Source organism: Flavobacterium sp. SM15 (assembly GCF_022012335.1).
Classification (GTDB): Bacteria; Bacteroidota; Bacteroidia; order Flavobacteriales; family Flavobacteriaceae; genus Flavobacterium.
Genome location: NZ_JAKLTO010000008.1, coordinates 1 through 18,478, shown reverse-complemented (window position 1 = coordinate 18,478; position 18,478 = coordinate 1). Strand labels below are relative to the sequence as shown.

Sequence of the window (18,478 nt, the reverse complement as noted above, 5' to 3'; positions counted from 1 at the left end):
AGCGTTTTAATCCAATCAGAATACAAAAAATGCCTAATCAAAAAGCTTCATTTTTCACTTTACTAATTCGCAGCCAGTTAAAGCGTTTTGAAGCGTTTTTATTCATGCTGAAATCGGTTTTGAGCAATCGTCAGTTTTTGTATGTTTCCTGTGTTTTGGTTGGGATTTCTTCGGCACTAGCTGTAATTGTTTTAAAAACTTTTGCGCATTGGGTGTTCCGTTTTGCAAATTACATTGACCATATTTTTCATTTGCCCTATTCCAACAGTTTACTACCCATAATTGGAATTTTACTCACCGTTTGGGTGGTAAAAAAGTTCTTAGACGGAAGCATCGAAAAAGGTACCTCGCAAATCATGATTGCTGTGGCTAACAAATCAGGAGTAATGCCTAAAAAGCAGATGTATGCGCAAATAATCACCAGCTCCTTAACGGTTGGTATGGGCGGATCTGCGGGATTAGAGTCTCCGATTACTATAACCGGAGCAGCTTTCGGTTCTAATTTTGCGCAGAAATACCGTTTAAATTATAAGGACCGGACCTTATTATTAGCCTGCGGAGTTGCCGCCGGAATTGGTGCAGCTTTTAGCGCTCCCATTGCAGGAGTTTTATTTGCCATCGAAGTGATTTTGGCAGACATGAGTGTAACCGCTTTTATTCCAATCATGATTTCCGCAGCAACCGGAGCTTTAGTTTCAACAGTAATTTTGAAGGAAGACATTTTACTGACGTTCAAAAACCAGCTAACCTTTGACTATCACAACATTCCTTATTACATCATTCTAGGAATTTTAGCCGGATTGGTTTCTGTATATCATGCCAGAAACTTCCGAAAAGTGGAGCATTTTTTTAGCGGAATCAAATCTTCCACTTATAAAAAAGCATTATTCGGAGCCTTTATCTTAGCGGTCTTAATTTTCTTTTTTCCGACGCTTTTCGGAGAAGGTTATGAAAGTATTAAAGCACTATCCTCTTCTGATCCGGGCATTTTACTTGAAAATACCTTTTTGGAAAAGCATAAATCAAACCAGTGGATACTTCTTGCTTTCATCGGCATGACCATGATGATTAAATCTATCGCGACAGGATTAACCTTAGGTAGTGGTGGTAATGGAGGTAATTTTGCCCCTTCTCTTTTTGTGGGATCCTATCTTGGTTTTTTTGTTGCTAAATTTTTTCAATTAACAGGAATTGATAAAAACCTTCCGGTAAGCAATTTTTCAGTAGTTGGAATGGCGGGTTTACTTAGCGGATTGTTTCACGCGCCTTTAACTGCTATCTTCCTTATTGCAGAAATCACGGGTGGTTATGGACTTTTTGTTCCGTTAATGATCGTCTCTTCCATTAGCTTCGCTATTTCCAAAAAAATGGAAGGACATTCTATGGACATTAAAAGTTTAGCCGATACCGGAACTGTTTTTACAGACGATAAAGACAAAAACATACTGTCTTCTATTGAACTTTCAAAACACATCAAAACAGATTTTACAGCTATTCCGAATACTGCAAAACTGGAAGACGTTCCTGCCATCCTTTCACAAACCAAACAAACGATTTTTCCTGTAACCAACGAAAAGGGTGAATTTGAAGGGATTATCAACTTCGACACTATTCGCCCTATTATTTTTAACCAATTTCAGATAAAGTACACGCCTTTACATGATGTTATCGAACAGCCCAAAACCACAATTTACTACGATGAAATTATGGAAACCGTTATGGGAAAATTTGAAACTAGCCGTTACGAAATCCTATTTGTTTTAAAAGACAATAAATGCTTGGGGTACATTGAAAAAGCAGATATTCTTACCACTTATCGTGAAAAACTGAAATCACTTCGTATAGAATAGTAAATTTCAAACATCAACAAAACCAAACACTATAATGAGACAGCTCTTAATTATATTTTCTTTTACCTTATTTCAATTATCATTTTCACAAAGTAAAGTAACGGAGAATAGTAAAACCGAGAGCCTGATTCATATTTGGGGACTATTGAAATACCAACATCCGGAAGTAAGTAAAGGTATTTTCGATTTTAATCAGGAGTTTATTAATGAATTTGATAAAATTAGTCCCATCCAAACAACAGAAGCTCTGAATACAGAATTTCTAAATTGGGTAAGAAAATTTGATTTAGGAAAATCTAAATTCAAAAATGAACCTAACCTACTAAACAACAGTAAAATATTTACTAAAAATGCTGATTTTAGTTGGATCGAAAACTCAGGCTTCAACCAAGAACTCATTCAGGAACTTAATCGAATAAAAAGCAATAGGGCAATTGGCGACTATTATGCTTCAATAAATTCCTTGAATAAAATGGTAAATTTCAAAAATGAAAAAGGATACGATAGGTTTGACCCAGCTCAAAAAGCACATCGATTTTTATTTTTAAGTTCGTTTTGGAACACCATGCGCTACTGGAATGTGAACATTTATTTAACCGATCAGCCCTGGAGAGAAGTTTTGACCGAAATGATTCCAGTATTCAATCAGGAAAGCACAATTAAATTTGAATCGGCAAAAGAGCAACTTTTTAGTAAGCTGAATGACTCCCATTCAAATTACGACTCTAGCCATCTTTTAAATAAAAAGTTAATTAATTATGCCTATTTTGGAGGTAGAATCATTAACGATTCATTGGTTATCACATCAATTTTTAATACTGATTTTGCAAAAAAGGATGGCATTTCTTTAGGAGATGTGGTTTATACTGTAGAAGAAAAGCCACTAAAAAATTACTACGTAGATAAGTTTTCACAAGCAATCAGCGTGTCAAATCAGAATTATTTAAAATCAAGAATAGAACGTTTTTTCCTTTTGGCAAATGATAAAGATTCCATTCAAATCGGTATTAAAAAAAACAACGGAAGCAAAACAACAAAAACCATAAAACTTTACAAATCAGTCCGATATCCAGAAGATTTACTAGTTTCAATGAATAAGCCCTTAAGTGAGAACTGGTTTAAAATAAAAGAAGATATTGGATATTTGAATTTAAAGTTAATTGATAAATCCGGACTCAAAAAAGCATTCAAAGAATTCGATAAAACAAAAGCTATCATTATTGATTTACGAAATTACCCCAGAAATATTTCCACAGAAGAAATCGCTGAACATCTATATCCCGATAAAAAGGTTTTTATAAAAACATTAGGCCCTTTTACACCTTCTTATGCAGAATATGATATTGAAGCACCATTAAAAATCATCAAAAACCCATTTGCTTGTGGTAGTAAGAACAAAGATTATTACAAAGGAAAAATCGTTTTACTAGTAGACCGCACAACCAGTAGTAATGCCGAGTTTATTGGTATGGCAATCCAACAAGCTCCAAATTGCATCACCCTTGGAGAACAAACTTTTGGAGCTGTTATGAACCGAAATCAAATTACTTTAATCGATAAAACAACTATAGATTTTACCGGGATGGGCGCTTTCTATCCAAACGATAAAAGTGTACAGCGCAATGGTTTAAATATTGATTATCCTATTAACGAATCAGCAGCAAATTACAATCCTGATTTGTATTTAGAAGAAGCTGTGAAATTAATCCAGAAGTAACTATCAAGTTAGTAAATTGGTACTTCATAACATTTTAAGTTCAAAAAAAGATTAAAGTCAAAATAATTAAGTCGATTTTACCATCCAAAACCTTTTGTAATCTATTCTGAAATTTCGCTACAAAACTGTACCTTTGCGTTTTGCACAACTACACAACTGATTTATGTTGAATACAGAAGAAACTATTGAAGTTTTAGGCGCCCGCGCTCATAATCTTAAAAATATAGACGTTATCATCCCGCGTGAGAAACTTGTAGTGATTACAGGGCTTTCAGGTTCGGGAAAATCGTCTTTGGCTTTCGATACCATTTATGCTGAAGGACAACGTCGTTACATCGAAACCTTTTCGGCTTACGCTCGTCAGTTTTTAGGTGGTTTGGAGCGTCCCGATGTAGATAAAATCGACGGACTTTCTCCCGTTATTGCTATTGAACAAAAAACAACCAGTAAAAGCCCACGTTCAACGGTTGGAACCATTACAGAAATTTACGATTTCCTGCGTTTATTATTCGCCAGAGCCGGAGAAGCGTACAGTTACAATACCGGAGAAAAAATGGTTTCCTATTCTGATGATCAGATCAAAGAGTTGATTTTCGAACATTTTTCCGGAAAACGCATCAACATTTTAGCACCAATTATCCGTTCCAGAAAAGGACACTACCGTGAATTGTTTGAACAAATTTCCAAGCAAGGTTTTGTGAAAGTTCGTGTTGATGGAGAAATCCGTGATTTGGAATACGGTATGAAAGTGGATCGTTACAAAACCCACGACATCGAAACCGTAATCGACCGAATGGCGATAGAGAAAACCGAAGATTTAGACAAACGCCTTACCGAAAGCATTAAAGTAGCTATGTACCATGGTGACGGTATCATGATGATTATCGAACAAGACAGTCAGGAAGTGCGCTATTTCAGTAGAAATTTAATGTGTCCTACCACAGGGATTTCCTATCCGAATCCAGAACCTAATAATTTCTCGTTCAACTCACCGAAAGGTGCGTGCGAACATTGCAACGGATTGGGAACTGTAAACGAAATCAACCTGAATAAAATCATACCGAATCCTAAACTTTCTATTAAACAAGGTGGATTTGCACCACTTGGAGAACAAAAAAGCTCGTGGATTTTCAAACAGTTGGAAATTATAGGAGAAAAATTCGGTTTTAAACTGACTGATCCTGTAGAAAGCATTCCGGCTGAAGCGATGGACATGATTTTAAACGGCGGTAACGAAAAATTCTCGGTGGTTTCCAAAGTTATGGGCATCACTAAAGATTATAAAATCGATTTTGAAGGAATATCAAATTTCATCAAAAACCAATACGATGAAAGCGGTTCGGCTTCAATAAAGCGATGGGCGAAGGAATTCATGGACGAAATTGAATGTCCGGAATGTCACGGAACCCGTTTGAAAAAAGAAGCGCTGTACTTTAAAATCAATGAAAAGAATATTGGTGAATTATCGTCGATGGATATTGATGAACTGTGCGAATGGTTCGGCAACTTAGACAATCATTTAACTGAAAAACAAAGAGTTATTGCCGTTGAAGTGGTTAAGGAAATCAAAGCCCGATTAAGCTTTTTAGTCGATGTTGGTTTGAATTATCTGGCTTTACACCGAAGTTCAAAATCGCTTTCCGGTGGTGAAGCGCAACGTATCCGTTTGGCCACACAAATCGGTTCGCAATTGGTTGGCGTTTTGTATATTCTGGACGAACCAAGTATCGGTTTACACCAACGTGACAACGAAAAACTGATTCATTCTTTGGAGCAGTTGCGTGATATCGGAAACTCGGTTATCGTGGTGGAACACGATAAAGACATGATTGAGAGAGCTGACTACGTTATCGACATAGGACCAAAAGCCGGTCGTTTCGGAGGCGAAATCATCAGCAAAGGAACACCGAAAGAACTTCTGAAAGAAAACACCATCACTGCACAATACCTTAACGGAAAAATGGAAATCGCGGTTCCGAAAAAACGTCGTGAGGGTAATGGAAATCTGGTAAAACTATCAGGAGCAACCGGAAATAACCTAAAAAATGTTTCCGTAGAATTTCCTCTAGGGAAACTGATTTGTGTAACCGGAGTTTCAGGAAGCGGAAAATCAACCTTGATTAACGAAACGCTCTACCCTATCCTAAACACACATTTTTTCAACGCGGTTAAAAAGCCTCAACCTTACAAAAAAATTGAAGGTTTGGAGCATATTGATAAAGTAATCGATATTGACCAAAGTCCTATCGGGCGTACACCGCGTTCAAATCCGGCAACTTATACGGATGTGTTTTCGGAAATCCGAACTCTGTTTACCCAAACGCCGGAAGCACAAATTCGTGGTTACAAACCAGGGCGTTTTAGCTTTAATGTTTCCGGAGGACGTTGTGAAACTTGTGAAGGATCAGGAGTTAGAACCATCGAAATGAGTTTCTTACCGGATGTTTATGTGGAATGTGAAACGTGTCAAGGCAAACGCTTTAATCGTGAAACGCTTGAAATCCGTTATAAAGGAAAATCAATTTCGGATGTATTGGAAATGACGGTGGACGAAGCGGTTGATTTCTTTGAGAACATTCCGAAAATTTACAGAAAAGTAAAAACAATTCAGGATGTAGGATTGGGTTATATCACATTAGGACAGCAAAGTACAACCCTTTCCGGTGGAGAAGCTCAACGTATAAAACTGGCTACAGAATTATCGAAAAAAGACACGGGAAACACTTTTTATATTTTAGACGAACCGACTACCGGACTTCACTTTGAAGATATCCGAGTACTGATGGAGGTCATTAACAAATTGGTAGACAAAGGAAATACCGTTTTAATTATCGAACACAATCTTGATGTAATCAAACTTGCGGATTACATCATCGATATTGGTTATGAAGGCGGAAAAGGCGGTGGTGAACTAATAGCCAAAGGAACTCCGGAAGAAATCATCAAAAATAAGAAAAGCTACACTGCTCAATTTTTGAAAAAAGAATTACATTAGCAGGCTATTTAATTTTTAACGAAACGAAAGAATGAAAGAAGAATTTGAAAATGACGATTTAAGGATCCAGGACAAGTTCAAACAGAAAACCTGGAATGAAATACGTGCCAACGACTCTTGGGCGATTTTTAAAATCATGTCTGAGTTTGTAAACGGTTATGAAACTATGGGAAGAATTGGACCTTGTGTTTCGATTTTCGGATCAGCCCGTACCAAACCGGACAACAAATATTATTTATTAGCTGAAAAGATTGCTTTTAAAATCTCTCAAGCTGGTTATGGTGTAATTACCGGAGGAGGTCCCGGGATCATGGAAGCCGGTAACAAAGGAGCGCATTTAGGCAATGGAACATCGGTGGGTTTAAACATCGAATTACCTTTTGAACAACATTACAATCCTTATATTGACAAAGACAAGAACCTAAACTTTGATTACTTCTTTGTTCGCAAAGTAATGTTCGTAAAATACTCTCAGGGATTTGTAGTAATGCCCGGTGGTTTTGGAACTTTAGATGAATTATTTGAAGCGGTTACCCTAATCCAAACTAAGAAAATTGGAAAATTCCCGATTATATTGGTAGGAAGAGAATTCTGGAGCGGATTATTAGATTGGGTAAAAACCGTAATGATTGATCAGGAGAAAAATGCAAACCCAGAAGATCTAAACCTAATTAAGGTTGTAGATACCGAAGACGAAGTACTCGAAGTATTAGATAATTTCTACAAAAAATACAATCTTAGCCCTAACTTCTAAGAATAAAATAAATAAAAAAAGCTTCCGCAGTTCGGAAGCTTTTTTTTATACTTCTTAATTAATAGTTATCGAATAATCAGCTTTCTGGTAGTTGATTTGTTATCTGAAGTTATTTTTACCATATACAATCCGGATTCTAAACCTAAATTCAATGCAGTCTGACCATTAAAAGCAATTGTTTTTACTTTTTGTCCGGTAACATTATAAATTTCAATAACTCCGTCATTTACAACACCATTAATTGTGATACTGCCGGAAGTTGGATTCGGGTACATTAAAACTTTTAACTCGGAAACATCATTAGTACTTAGCGGCGCATGCCAAACCTCACCTATACGAGATCCCCAAATATAATCGGCTAAATCCGGATAGTCAATAAACGGGTTACGATTTACCTGCCAAGTATAAATGTAATTGTTTCGGTTCATTTCAAAATCATCTGAAGGATCGGAATGGTTCCAGTTCAATAGAGTAGTCAAATCTCCAATGTAACCATCGGGGTTTTGTGATGGATTACCATCTACAACATTTAACCCATTATAGCGCACACACATATAAAAAATCGCTCGGGCTACATCACCATGCCAACTTCCTGAATTTCCAGTTGGCCCATTATAATCGACACCGTAATTTCTTTCGTTTCGGGAACTGTTCTCTTGTCCGTCTTCGGCACGAATATGATGTGCATCGGCATGACCGGCTAAAATATCATCTGCACTGGTTGGAAGCCACACATCAATTCCGTCTGCATTTGATGAAGTTCCATCGGCAAAACCACCTCTTGACTGGCAGTAAATGTGTTCACGGTTCCATTTTCCAATTATACTGTTATCATACTGTTGATCTAATTTAGACCTTCCCTGCTCTACATACATTAACCAAACCTGGTTGTTGTTTGCAGGGTTTTGATCTGCAGTTCTTAAAATCTCATAAATATCACCGTAATTATGGGCACGAACAACTGCAGGATCTGCAATAATATTCTGTATCGCCTGTTTTAAATTCGCTCCAGAGAGACCTTCCAATGAATTATAATATCCAACAGGTGCTGAACTGGTTACTTGAGTATAAGTAGGACTCACCGGTGTTCCCCAAGAAGCAACTACAAAATTAATGTCGTTAACTCTATTGGAAATATTGTTGTTTAATAAGATAAATTCTGATGGCACAGCTCCAACAACTAATTTCATAACTTCGTCTCCATCATTAATCCCATCATTCAATAACTGAATTACCGTAGAACCAGTATTACTGCCACTTGGAATGGTCACACTTAAATTGCCGCTAAAATCAGCATTTGTAAATGTTCCGTTGTTTAAAGTAAAAGTTAGGTTTAAATCCGAAGTTACAGTGGTATCTGTAGTAAAAGTTACTGTAAGATTCTGCCCTTCTGTAAAAGGAGGCGTTAACGAAAATGAAGTGGATATCCCGTTATAAATGATTCCGCTGCCATCATTGTTGGCTCTTGGTGTTGGCGTTTTTACCTCATAGGTACCATCAGCTTTTCTTTGAATGGATTGCAACGGAGCATTGGACGTTCCGTTTACTGCTTCATTATAACTTACAGTTTCATTAAGTGCTGTCATCAAAGCAGTTGCCTGTGTTGTTGCGTTATTACTGTAAACCAAAGCGTCAATCAGGTTTGTGGTTGAAGCCGGTGTATTGGTTGGAAATTCGTCTGCGTTTCCTAAATAAATAGCAACTGCATCGGGTCCGTTTTGAATGGTTGCCGAATTGATAAGATACGAAGGAGATGGAGAAACCTGTGCATTTCCTAAAAGGATGTTACCGTTGCCATCAGTAACCAAACCGTCCAAATCAATCGCTAAATAACTGATGTTGGAAGTTCCACTACTGCCTCCGTTAAAAAAAACAACTACATAGCCGTCAAGTGGAAAATTTGGTGTTGCCGATTTAATCTCGATGAATTCCTTTACGTCCGTAGAAGGTGTGTCAGCATCTAATTCATTAACTACAAGCTGAGCAAAAGTCGCATTGGAAATCAATACAACACAAAAAATTAGTAATTTTTTTATCATTTTTTTGAAAATTGGGGATTCAAAGTTACACATATCCCAACAATTCGCGTTGTTTATTTCATTTTTTTTTATAAAACGATCAATTCCTTAAGAAAAGTATTATAATTTATATTAATCTAATAAAATTCATGTAAAAACTCATTTTTGTATATATTTACAAATACGAATATTAATGACCAATGCGCCTAAAAAATCCACACCAGTTACCCAGTTTTTTTGTTTTTATTTTTTGTTCGGTCGTACAAGGTATTTCAGCACAACACAATATTCGAATTACAGCCAAAGTTGAACAAGATCACAAAACAATTAATCTTGAACAGGAAATCACCTTTTTCAACAACACAAACGACACTCTAAAAGACTATATCTTAAACGATTGGAACAATGCTTATTCCGCTAAAAACACGCCTTTAGCCAAACGTTTTTCAGACGAATATGTAAGAAGTTTTCATCTGGCAAAAGAAAATGATCGGGGTCGAACCGAAATACTGTACATTACCGATCAAAACGACAGGACTTTAGAATTTAACCGATTAGAAAAAAAACAGGATCTTATCGATGTTCATCTTCTAAATCCTATTTATCCAAAGCAAAAATTCACCATCAGAATAAAGTATCTGGTAAAAATCCCTAATGATAAATTCACCCGATTCGGTTTTGACAACAATGGTAATTTGTATTTAAAAAACTGGTTTTTAGTTCCTGCGCGTGTAGAAAACAATAAATTTATCAAGAACAGCAACGAAAATCTGGATGATATTGCCAATGGAGCAGCTAATTATAACATAACACTTGATTTTCCGGCAGGACTAAATCTTTATACAGATTTAGATGTTCTAAATAAAAACGAAAACGAGAACTTAAAAACCTATTCCCTCGAAGGTAAAAACCGTACAGATTTTACCATGGTTCTTGAAACCAAACCAACGTTCAGCAACTATAAAAACAACTATTCGGAGGTAGTTTGTAACCTGAAAGACAAACGCTTAAACGACATTCAAAAAGCAGTTGTGATTGACCGAGTTGTAAGCTATGTTACTGAACATTTAGGTGTTTCCGAGCAGAAAAAACTCCTGGTTACTCAAACCGATTACGAGAGAAATCCGTTTTATGGCCTTAATCAATTACCTTCTTTTATAAGTCCATTTCCTGATGAGTTCATGTATGAACTCAAATTTTTAAAAACCTTTACCTCAAGTTACCTAAAAGCCGCTTTAAAGCTAAACCCAAGAAATGAGAGTTGGATACTTGACGGAATTCAGGCCTACATCATGATGAAATACATAGACGATAATTACCCTAAAATGAAGATGATGGGAAGTCTATCGGAATATAAATTATTGAAAGGTTACAATATTTTTAAAGCTGATTTTAACGATCAGTATAATTATCTGTATTTGTTAATGGCCCGTAAAAATCTTGATCAGGCAATTGGTGATTCCAAAAGTACTTTTATTAAGTTTAACGAGCAGATTTCCGGAAAATACCGTTCCGGATTGAGTATCAACTATCTGAATTCTTATTTAAACCACAACATTGTTCCTACTACAATTTCAGAATTCATTGCATTGAACCAGAAGCATCAAACTCAGGAATCCGATTTTGAAAACCTTCTGAAAAGTAAAACCGATAAAGACATTGATTGGTTCTTTACCACTGTTGTAAAAACAAGACAATTGATCGATTTTAAATTCGGGAAACTGAAAAAAGAGTCTGACACTATTAAAGTAACCATAAAAAATAAAACGCGAACCAATGTTCCGGTTTCTGTTTACGGTATCAAGAACGACAGTATTGTGTTTAAAAAATGGTATGAAAATATAGCCAAAGACACTATAGTTACACTTCCTGCAAAAGATGTGGAAAAACTGGCAATTAATTACAATAAAGAAATCCCTGAGTATAATTCAAGAAACAACTGGAAGTCAGTTCGAGGTTTTTTAGGAAATAACCGTCCGATAAAATTCACATTTTTCAGGGATTTGGAAGATCCTGATTACAATCAGATTTTTTACGTTCCGGAATTTACCTATAATCTTTACGACGGAATTTCGCCCGGTTTAAGTTTAAATAACAAATCTATTTTAGACAAACCGTTTATCTTCGATATCACTCCTACTTATTCCTCAAACACTAATACATTGATAGGTAATGCCTTTGTTTCAGTAAATCAGAATATACGGGAAGATCGTTTATACAACATTCGCTACACGCTTGGAGCCGGAACCTATCATTATGCTCCAAATGCAGCATACAGCAAAGTGACACCCTCAATTTCGTTTCGATTTAGAGACCCAGATTATCGTGCAAACAAAAAGGAAAGTGTCAATTTGAGGCAAATTTTGGTTTACCGTGAAAAATCATTACTGAATCAGAATGAAAAACTAAACGATTACTCTGTTTTTAATTTGCGTTATTCTAAAAGTGAGTCTGAAATCACAAGGGTTTACACCTTAATGTCTGATGTTCAGATTGCAAGTCAATTCGGAAAATTATCAGGCGAGGTTCAATACCGAAAATTATTTGAAGACAACAGACAAATCAATTTGCGTTTTTATGCTGGAGCTTTTATGTACCGAAGCACTAAATCGGAGTTTTTCAGTTTTGGAGTTGACCGTTCTACCGATTATTTATATGATTTCGGGCTTTTAGGCCGTTCGGAAAGCACCGGTTTGTTCAGTCAGCAATACATTATGGCCGAAGGTGGTTTCAAATCGAAATTCGACACCCGTTTTGCTAATGAGTGGTTAACAACGGCTAATGCAAGTTTTAATATTTGGAACTGGATTGAAATTTATGGCGATGTTGGTTTAATAAAAAACGAATACAAATCAGCTAAATTATTGTATGATAACGGAATACGATTAAATCTTGTTCCTGATTATTTCGAATTATACTTTCCGGTCTACTCCAATAACGGATGGGAAATTGCTCAGGATAATTACAATCAGAAAATACGTTTTGTAATCACATTAAGTCCGAAAACTCTTATTTCACTTTTTACCAGAAAATGGCTTTAATAGAATTATCACAATTTCGTTTGCACTTTTTAAATCATTTTATTGAAAAATATTTATCAAAAGCAATATTTTATTAAAAATAACAAAGCGTAAAATCCTATTTCAATTGAATAATTATCAAAAATGAAATTACAAATCTTTCAACACGTTGCTTTGTATTGTCTAAATAATTAAATTTGTCCAATAACATCATTACTGATATATGAACCAAACTGCCTCTAAAGAAACATTATCGTTTGAAGACTTTAAAACAGAAGTAATAAACGATTATAAAATTGCCACTGTAAGTCGCGAATGCAGCCTTTTAGGACGTCGCGAAGTACTGACCGGTAAAGCAAAGTTCGGAATTTTCGGAGACGGAAAAGAAGTTCCTCAGCTTGCTATGGCAAAAGCTTTTAAAAATGGAGATTTCCGTTCTGGTTACTACCGCGACCAGACTTTCATGATGGCAATTGGCCAGATGAATATTCAGCAGTTTTTCGCCGGTTTATACGGTCATACCGATTTGGCTCACGATCCTATGAGCGCCGGACGTCAGATGGGTGGTCACTTTGCAACGCATTCCTTAGACGAAAACGGAAACTGGAAAAACTTAACACAACAAAAGAACTCAAGTGCAGACATCTCTCCTACAGCCGGGCAAATGCCACGTTTGTTAGGTTTGGCTCAGGCATCAAAAATATACAGAAATGTAGGTGGTATCAACCAAACTAATTTTTCTGAAAAAGGAAATGAAGTAGCTTGGGGAACCATCGGAAACGCTTCAACTTCTGAAGGATTGTTCTTTGAAACCATCAATGCAGCCGGAGTTTTACAAGTACCGATGGTAATGAGTGTTTGGGATGATGAATACGGAATTTCGGTACACGCAAAATACCAAACCACTAAAGAAAACATTTCTGAAATCCTTAAAGGTTTCCAACGTGATGAAGAAAGCAACGGTTATGAAATCATGACAGTTAAAGGATGGGATTACCCTGCGCTTGTGGAAACTTACCAAAGAGCATCTCAGATCGCACGTGAGGAACATGTTCCTGTTTTAATCCACGTTAATGAATTAACACAGCCACAAGGACACTCAACTTCAGGTTCTCACGAGCGTTATAAAAATGCAGACCGTTTGGCTTGGGAAGCTGAATTCGACTGTTTGGCGCAAATGCGTAAATGGCTAATTGAAAACAGCATTGCTACTGCAGAAGAAATTGAAGCAATTGACACTCAAGCTAAAAAAGATGTTTTAGAAGGCAAAAAAGCAGCATGGAACGCATTTGTAGAGCCAATTAAAGCAGAACAGCAAGAATTGGTTTCATTATTGAATTCTATTGCGTCTTCAAGCGATAACAAAGTATTTATCGAGAAATATGCGAACGACTTAGCTTCTTTAAAAGAACCAATCCGTAAAGATATCATCACAACTGCGCGTAAAGTTTTACGTCTTATTGTTAATGAAAAAGGAAGAGCACAACTTTCTGCTTGGATTACTGCTTATACTGAGAAAATCCAACCGAAATTCAGTTCACATTTATTTTCCCAATCCGACAAAAATGTACTTTCAGTTGCCGAAGTTTTACCAAAATACGATGAGACCTCAGAAGAAGTTGATGCGCGTTTGGTACTACGAAACAATTTCGATTCAATCTTTGAAAAGCACCCTGAAACCTTGATTTTTGGTGAAGATTCCGGAAACATCGGAGACGTTAACCAAGGATTGGAAGGTATGCAGGAAAAATACGGAGAATTCCGTGTGGCTGATGCAGGAATCCGTGAAGCTACAATTTTAGGACAAGGTATTGGAATGGCCATGAGAGGTTTACGTCCAATAGCTGAAATTCAATATTTGGATTACCTTTTATATGCAATCCAGATCATGAGCGACGATTTGGCAACTTTACAATACCGAACTTCCGGTCGTCAAAAAGCACCATTAATTATCAGAACACGTGGCCACCGTTTAGAAGGAATCTGGCATTCCGGTTCTCCAATGGGAATGATCATCAATGCGATTCGCGGTATTCACGTTTTAGTTCCAAGAAACATGACTAAAGCTGCGGGATTCTATAATACTTTATTAGAAACTGATGAGCCTGCTCTACTTGTAGAATGTTTGAACGGTTATCGTTTAAAAGAAAAAATGCCGACTAACTTGGGGGAATTCAAGACTCCAATTGGTGTGGTAGAAACTATCAAACAAGGTCACGACATTACTTTGGTTTCTTATGGTTCAACTTTGCGTTTGGTAGAACAAGCCGCTAAGGAATTATTGGAAATTGGAATTGATGCAGAAATCATTGATATTCAATCTTTATTACCTTTTGATGTTAATCATGACATAGTTAAATCCTTAGCAAAAACGAATCGTTTATTGGTAATTGATGAAGACGTTCCTGGTGGTGCATCAGCGTTCATTTTACAACAAATTATTGATGAGCAGAAAGGATACAAATTCTTAGACAGCAATCCGGAAACATTGGCTGCAAAAGCACACCGACCAGCTTACGGAACCGACGGTGATTACTTCTCCAAACCGTCTGTAGAAGATATTTTTGAAAAAGTTTACAGTATGATGAATGAAGTTAATCCTTCAAAATATCCAAGTTTGTACTAAAACTTTATTGTATTTATAAGAAAGCCGGACTGTTTAGTTCGGCTTTTTTTATTAATTAAGCTCAAAAATATAATAAAACAGATTGGTTTTTATCAAATACAAACGATTTATAAAAATTTTGTTAACTCACTAGAAATTAACATAAAAGAAAATACAGAGTAATAAAAAATGCACTATATTTACTACAAAAGCACGGGTATGGTGGAAGGCAGTTTAAATATAAAGCTCTCATTACAAAACGAACTCAATCTAGCCAAAAATAAATATTCTGTTTTTGACCGCATGATTGAAGGTGTTCAGGTTATTAATTACAAATGGCAATATATTTATGTAAATGACTCGATTGCCAAACAAGGCGTATCCACCAAAAAAGAACTTTTAGGCAGTACAATGATGGAACGTTATCCCGGAATTGAAAATTCTGCAATGTTTGATAACTTAAAATTATGCATGTTTGAAAGGCTTCCTTCAGAAATTATCTCCGAGTTTGACTTTCCTGACAAATCCAAGGGTTGGTTTGAGCTAAGTATTCAACCTGTTCATGAAGGTATTCTTATACTATCCACTGATATTACCAAACTAAAAAGAACAGAAGCCGAACTCAAGAAAAAACTACTCGAACGCACGCAATTGCTTTCTTTAATTACTGCTCAAAAAAAACAACTTGAGGAATTTTGTCAAATAATTGCTCATAATTTGAGAGCACCTTTAAGTAATCTAATTCATTTAAATGAAATTATCGATGAGTGTAATGATGATCAAGAAAGACATAATTACTTAAAAATTCAAGGTTCAGTTATAAATCAATTTCAAAAATCATTTGAAGAATTGGTTGATGCAACACGCATTCGAATGGATTTAACCATAAAAAAACAACATGTCAGTCTTACTAATGAAATTGAAGATGTCCTTAAAAATCTTGCCGCAGAAATTTCCGAAACAAAAGTAAAAATAACACATAATTTTAACAAAGTTCCTACAATACAATATCCTAAAAAATACCTTCACAGCATCTTTAAAAATCTGATAAGTAATTCCATAAAATACAGCCTTCCGGAAAAAATCATTAAAATACATATCAGCAGTTATATTAAAGACGATTGGATTTGCATCGATGTAAAAGACAATGGACTGGGTATCAACTTAAAAAAACACAAAAACGATCTGTTCAAGCTGCATAAAACCTTCCACGGTAATCCCGATGCAAAAGGATTTGGACTTTTTCTAACCAAAACACAGGTTGAGGCGATGGGTGGAGAAATCGTTGTAAAAAGTCAGATTAACAAAGGAAGTACCTTCACGGTGAACTTATATAAAATGAATCCTGATGAAGAAAATTGAAAACATATGCATCATTGATGATGATATCATCTTTCAACTTTTGACCAAGAAAGTAATAACTGACTCTCAATTGGTTAACCAGGTGAATGTTTTCTCCAATGGCCTGGAAGCTATAACATTTTTGAAATCAGCACATGACAACAACACAAAACTTCCGGATTTGATTCTTCTCGATATTTTCATGCCGATTATGGACGGTTGGAAATTTCTCGAGCAATATAAATTACTGCAATCCAAACTTTGCAAAACCATTCCGATTTATATTGTTTCCTCTTCCATAGACTCATCTGATATCAGAAAATCGAAAGCGATAAACACTGTTACGGATTATATCGTAAAACCACTAACCAAAGATGCTTTTACCTACATCATGAAAAATTACTCATCAAACCAATTCTAACAAAAACAATCAAATAATAACCTCAAAAATAATTTTAAATCCCTAACTTTATTATTGCAAACGATTTTAGCAAACTTGTTATAAAATCAAATTTTATTAGTAAATGAACCACGTTGTTAAAGTTTTAAAGGCGCAATTTATCACACATGATGTAAAATCTTTTGTAGTTGAAAAACCACAAGGCTATAATTTTATCCCAGGACAGGCCACGGAAATTTCAATCAACTCACCAAAATGGAAGAAAGAATTAAGACCTTTTACTTTTACCAATTTAAAGGAATCGAATTACCTCGAATTCATGATAAAAATTTACAAAGACCGCGATGGTGTAACCAACGAGCTGGGAAAAATTAATGCCGGAGACGAATTGATTCTTCATGATGTTTTTGGTACAATCAATTATAAAGGACCAGGTGTTTTCATTGCGGCCGGGTCAGGAATTACCCCTTTCATTTCAATTTTCAGGGAACTTTACAAAAACAATCAACTTAGAGGAAACCGTTTAATTTATGTTAACAAAACTTCAGAAGACGTAATCATGGGCAATGAACTTCATAAAATGCTCAAAAACGATTTTGTTAACTTTTACACTCGAGAGAACGTTGTCGGATTTACCGGAAGAAGAATCGATCGTAACTTCCTGATTGAAAACATCGTAAACTTTAGTCAGAACTTTTATGTTTGCGGACCGGAAGACTTTGTAACCACCGTGAGAAAAATTCTTATAGATCTTGGAGCTTCGGCCGAAACCATTGTTTTTGAAGAATGATTCAGCAATGATAAAACTCAAGATAGCATAAAAAAACTCCGGAGTTTAATCCGGAGTTTTTGTTTTCAATTGTTATACTTTAATCTTCTTTAACTATTCTAAGTGTTTTACTGTTAGCCCCTTGATTTACTACCGCTAAATAAACACCTCGCGGTAATTCTTCACCAAAAGTTACTTTTCCATTGCTAATATTGTCGATATGTTTGATTAATCTTCCTGCCATATCGAATACTTCCACATTCATGAATTCTTCAGTTCCGTTGGTAATTTCCAAAGTAAATTGTGAATTACTTGGATTTGGATAAGCCAGAACATCAAACAAACCTTCTTCTTTACTGTTTGAATTTGCCGGTGAACAATCCGGAGTACATTTTCCGAAGAAATCACCGTGGGCCAAATGTTCTGCCACAGCACTATTATCAACACAAATACCTACACATGGATTTTTTGCACTACCGGTTTTATGACAAAGCTGAACTTTTGCAATACCACTATTACCAGCAAAACAACGAACATCTTCTGCGTGTAAGCTAATGGAACAGGTTGTTGTACATCCATTACTATCGGTAACTAAAGCAGTTATAATTGCATCACTCATCAAAGAAACTGTTGCTGAATATCCAACCCCGCATACAATAGTATTTAATGAAGTTGAAGATGGATTCGAAGAAGGTCCTCCACTTCCCGGACAAACCACATGAGCATTGCTTGATGCTGTTTTTGCTCCTGGAAACCAAGTTTCATCCCCAGAACTTGTAATCTGGTTACATAATAACGGACGGTTCATCGTTAAAGACACTGTATAAGGCCCTACCCCTCCTGAAGGATTAACCGTTACAATAGCGGTTTGGTCACCACTATATCCAAAATAAATTGAATTATTATTAGACGAACAACTTGCCGATAATGCTTGAGGTTGAGTAACTGTTCCGCTTACTATAACACTACAACCATTTGCATCACTTACCGTAAAACTGTATGGTCCAGC

At 35.9% G+C, this 18,478-nt stretch carries 11 protein-coding genes; 9 read left to right on the top strand and 2 right to left on the bottom strand.

Going from position 1 to position 18,478, the window contains the following annotated elements:
* The first annotated feature begins 29 nt into the window (after positions 1–29).
* The 4 genes from LZZ90_RS12445 (at position 30) to LZZ90_RS12430 (ending at position 7,316) form a co-directional block, all read left to right on the top strand.
* The gene (locus tag LZZ90_RS12445) at positions 30–1,850 is read left to right on the top strand and encodes a chloride channel protein (RefSeq protein ID WP_237791030.1); all 1,821 of its coding nucleotides are present in this window, start codon (positions 30–32) and stop codon (positions 1,848–1,850) included.
* 34 nt (positions 1,851–1,884) lie between these two features.
* The gene (locus tag LZZ90_RS12440; RefSeq protein ID WP_237791029.1) at positions 1,885–3,567 is read left to right on the top strand and encodes a S41 family peptidase; all 1,683 of its coding nucleotides are present in this window, start codon (positions 1,885–1,887) and stop codon (positions 3,565–3,567) included.
* A 163-nt stretch (positions 3,568–3,730) separates the two neighbouring features.
* On the top strand, positions 3,731–6,562 hold the full coding sequence (uvrA, locus tag LZZ90_RS12435) for an excinuclease ABC subunit UvrA (protein WP_237791028.1): 2,832 nt from the start codon (positions 3,731–3,733) through the stop codon (positions 6,560–6,562).
* Positions 6,563–6,593: 31 nt separating this feature from the next.
* Positions 6,594–7,316 carry a TIGR00730 family Rossman fold protein gene (locus LZZ90_RS12430; RefSeq protein WP_237791027.1) on the top strand — a complete coding sequence of 241 codons (723 nt, stop codon included), beginning with the start codon at positions 6,594–6,596 and terminating at the stop codon, positions 7,314–7,316.
* 65 nt (positions 7,317–7,381) lie between these two features.
* Here the strand turns inward: LZZ90_RS12430 and LZZ90_RS12425 are convergent, their stop codons facing one another.
* Positions 7,382–9,355 carry an endonuclease gene (locus tag LZZ90_RS12425; protein ID WP_237791026.1) on the bottom strand — a complete coding sequence of 658 codons (1,974 nt, stop codon included), beginning with the start codon at positions 9,353–9,355 and terminating at the stop codon, positions 7,382–7,384.
* Between the two features lie 179 nt (positions 9,356–9,534).
* On the opposite strand from LZZ90_RS12425, the gene LZZ90_RS12420 reads away from it, so the two are divergent.
* The 5 genes from LZZ90_RS12420 (at position 9,535) to LZZ90_RS12400 (ending at position 17,490) form a co-directional block, all read left to right on the top strand.
* Entirely contained in the window at positions 9,535–12,375 is a 2,841-nt protein-coding gene (locus LZZ90_RS12420) for an aminopeptidase (protein ID WP_237791025.1), read from the top strand.
* A gap of 202 nt (positions 12,376–12,577) precedes the next feature.
* Positions 12,578–14,980 (top strand): thiamine pyrophosphate-dependent enzyme, encoded by a 2,403-nt coding sequence (locus LZZ90_RS12415; RefSeq protein ID WP_237791024.1) that lies wholly within the window; start codon positions 12,578–12,580, stop codon positions 14,978–14,980.
* A 168-nt stretch (positions 14,981–15,148) separates the two neighbouring features.
* Positions 15,149–16,321 carry a PAS domain-containing sensor histidine kinase gene (locus LZZ90_RS12410; protein ID WP_237791023.1) on the top strand — a complete coding sequence of 391 codons (1,173 nt, stop codon included), beginning with the start codon at positions 15,149–15,151 and terminating at the stop codon, positions 16,319–16,321.
* Positions 16,308–16,721, top strand: a complete 414-nt coding sequence (locus tag LZZ90_RS12405; RefSeq protein WP_237791022.1) for a response regulator — start codon at positions 16,308–16,310, stop codon at positions 16,719–16,721. Before LZZ90_RS12410 ends, LZZ90_RS12405 begins: the two co-directional genes overlap by 14 nt.
* A 103-nt stretch (positions 16,722–16,824) precedes the next feature.
* On the top strand, positions 16,825–17,490 hold the full coding sequence (locus LZZ90_RS12400; RefSeq protein WP_237791021.1) for an FAD-binding oxidoreductase: 666 nt from the start codon (positions 16,825–16,827) through the stop codon (positions 17,488–17,490).
* A 79-nt stretch (positions 17,491–17,569) separates the two neighbouring features.
* On the opposite strand, the gene LZZ90_RS12395 is transcribed toward LZZ90_RS12400, so the two are convergent.
* Positions 17,570–18,478, bottom strand: a 909-nt coding sequence (locus tag LZZ90_RS12395; protein WP_237791020.1) for a T9SS type A sorting domain-containing protein, incomplete at its 5' end; no start/stop codon positions are given.

What these genes read in the sequence shown, in the direction of transcription:
- LZZ90_RS12405 (WP_237791022.1), top strand. Translation starts at nt 16,308, where the DNA reads ATGAAGAAAATTGAAAACATATGCATCATTGATGATGATATCATCTTT.
- LZZ90_RS12415 (WP_237791024.1), top strand. Translation starts at nt 12,578, where the DNA reads ATGAACCAAACTGCCTCTAAAGAAACATTATCGTTTGAAGACTTTAAA.
- LZZ90_RS12425 (WP_237791026.1), bottom strand. Translation starts at nt 9,355, where the DNA reads ATGATAAAAAAATTACTAATTTTTTGTGTTGTATTGATTTCCAATGCG.
- uvrA (WP_237791028.1), top strand. Translation starts at nt 3,731, where the DNA reads ATGTTGAATACAGAAGAAACTATTGAAGTTTTAGGCGCCCGCGCTCAT.
- LZZ90_RS12400 (WP_237791021.1), top strand. Translation starts at nt 16,825, where the DNA reads ATGAACCACGTTGTTAAAGTTTTAAAGGCGCAATTTATCACACATGAT.
- LZZ90_RS12445 (WP_237791030.1), top strand. Translation starts at nt 30, where the DNA reads ATGCCTAATCAAAAAGCTTCATTTTTCACTTTACTAATTCGCAGCCAG.
- LZZ90_RS12440 (WP_237791029.1), top strand. Translation starts at nt 1,885, where the DNA reads ATGAGACAGCTCTTAATTATATTTTCTTTTACCTTATTTCAATTATCA.
- LZZ90_RS12430 (WP_237791027.1), top strand. Translation starts at nt 6,594, where the DNA reads ATGAAAGAAGAATTTGAAAATGACGATTTAAGGATCCAGGACAAGTTC.
- LZZ90_RS12420 (WP_237791025.1), top strand. Translation starts at nt 9,535, where the DNA reads ATGCGCCTAAAAAATCCACACCAGTTACCCAGTTTTTTTGTTTTTATT.
- LZZ90_RS12410 (WP_237791023.1), top strand. Translation starts at nt 15,149, where the DNA reads ATGCACTATATTTACTACAAAAGCACGGGTATGGTGGAAGGCAGTTTA.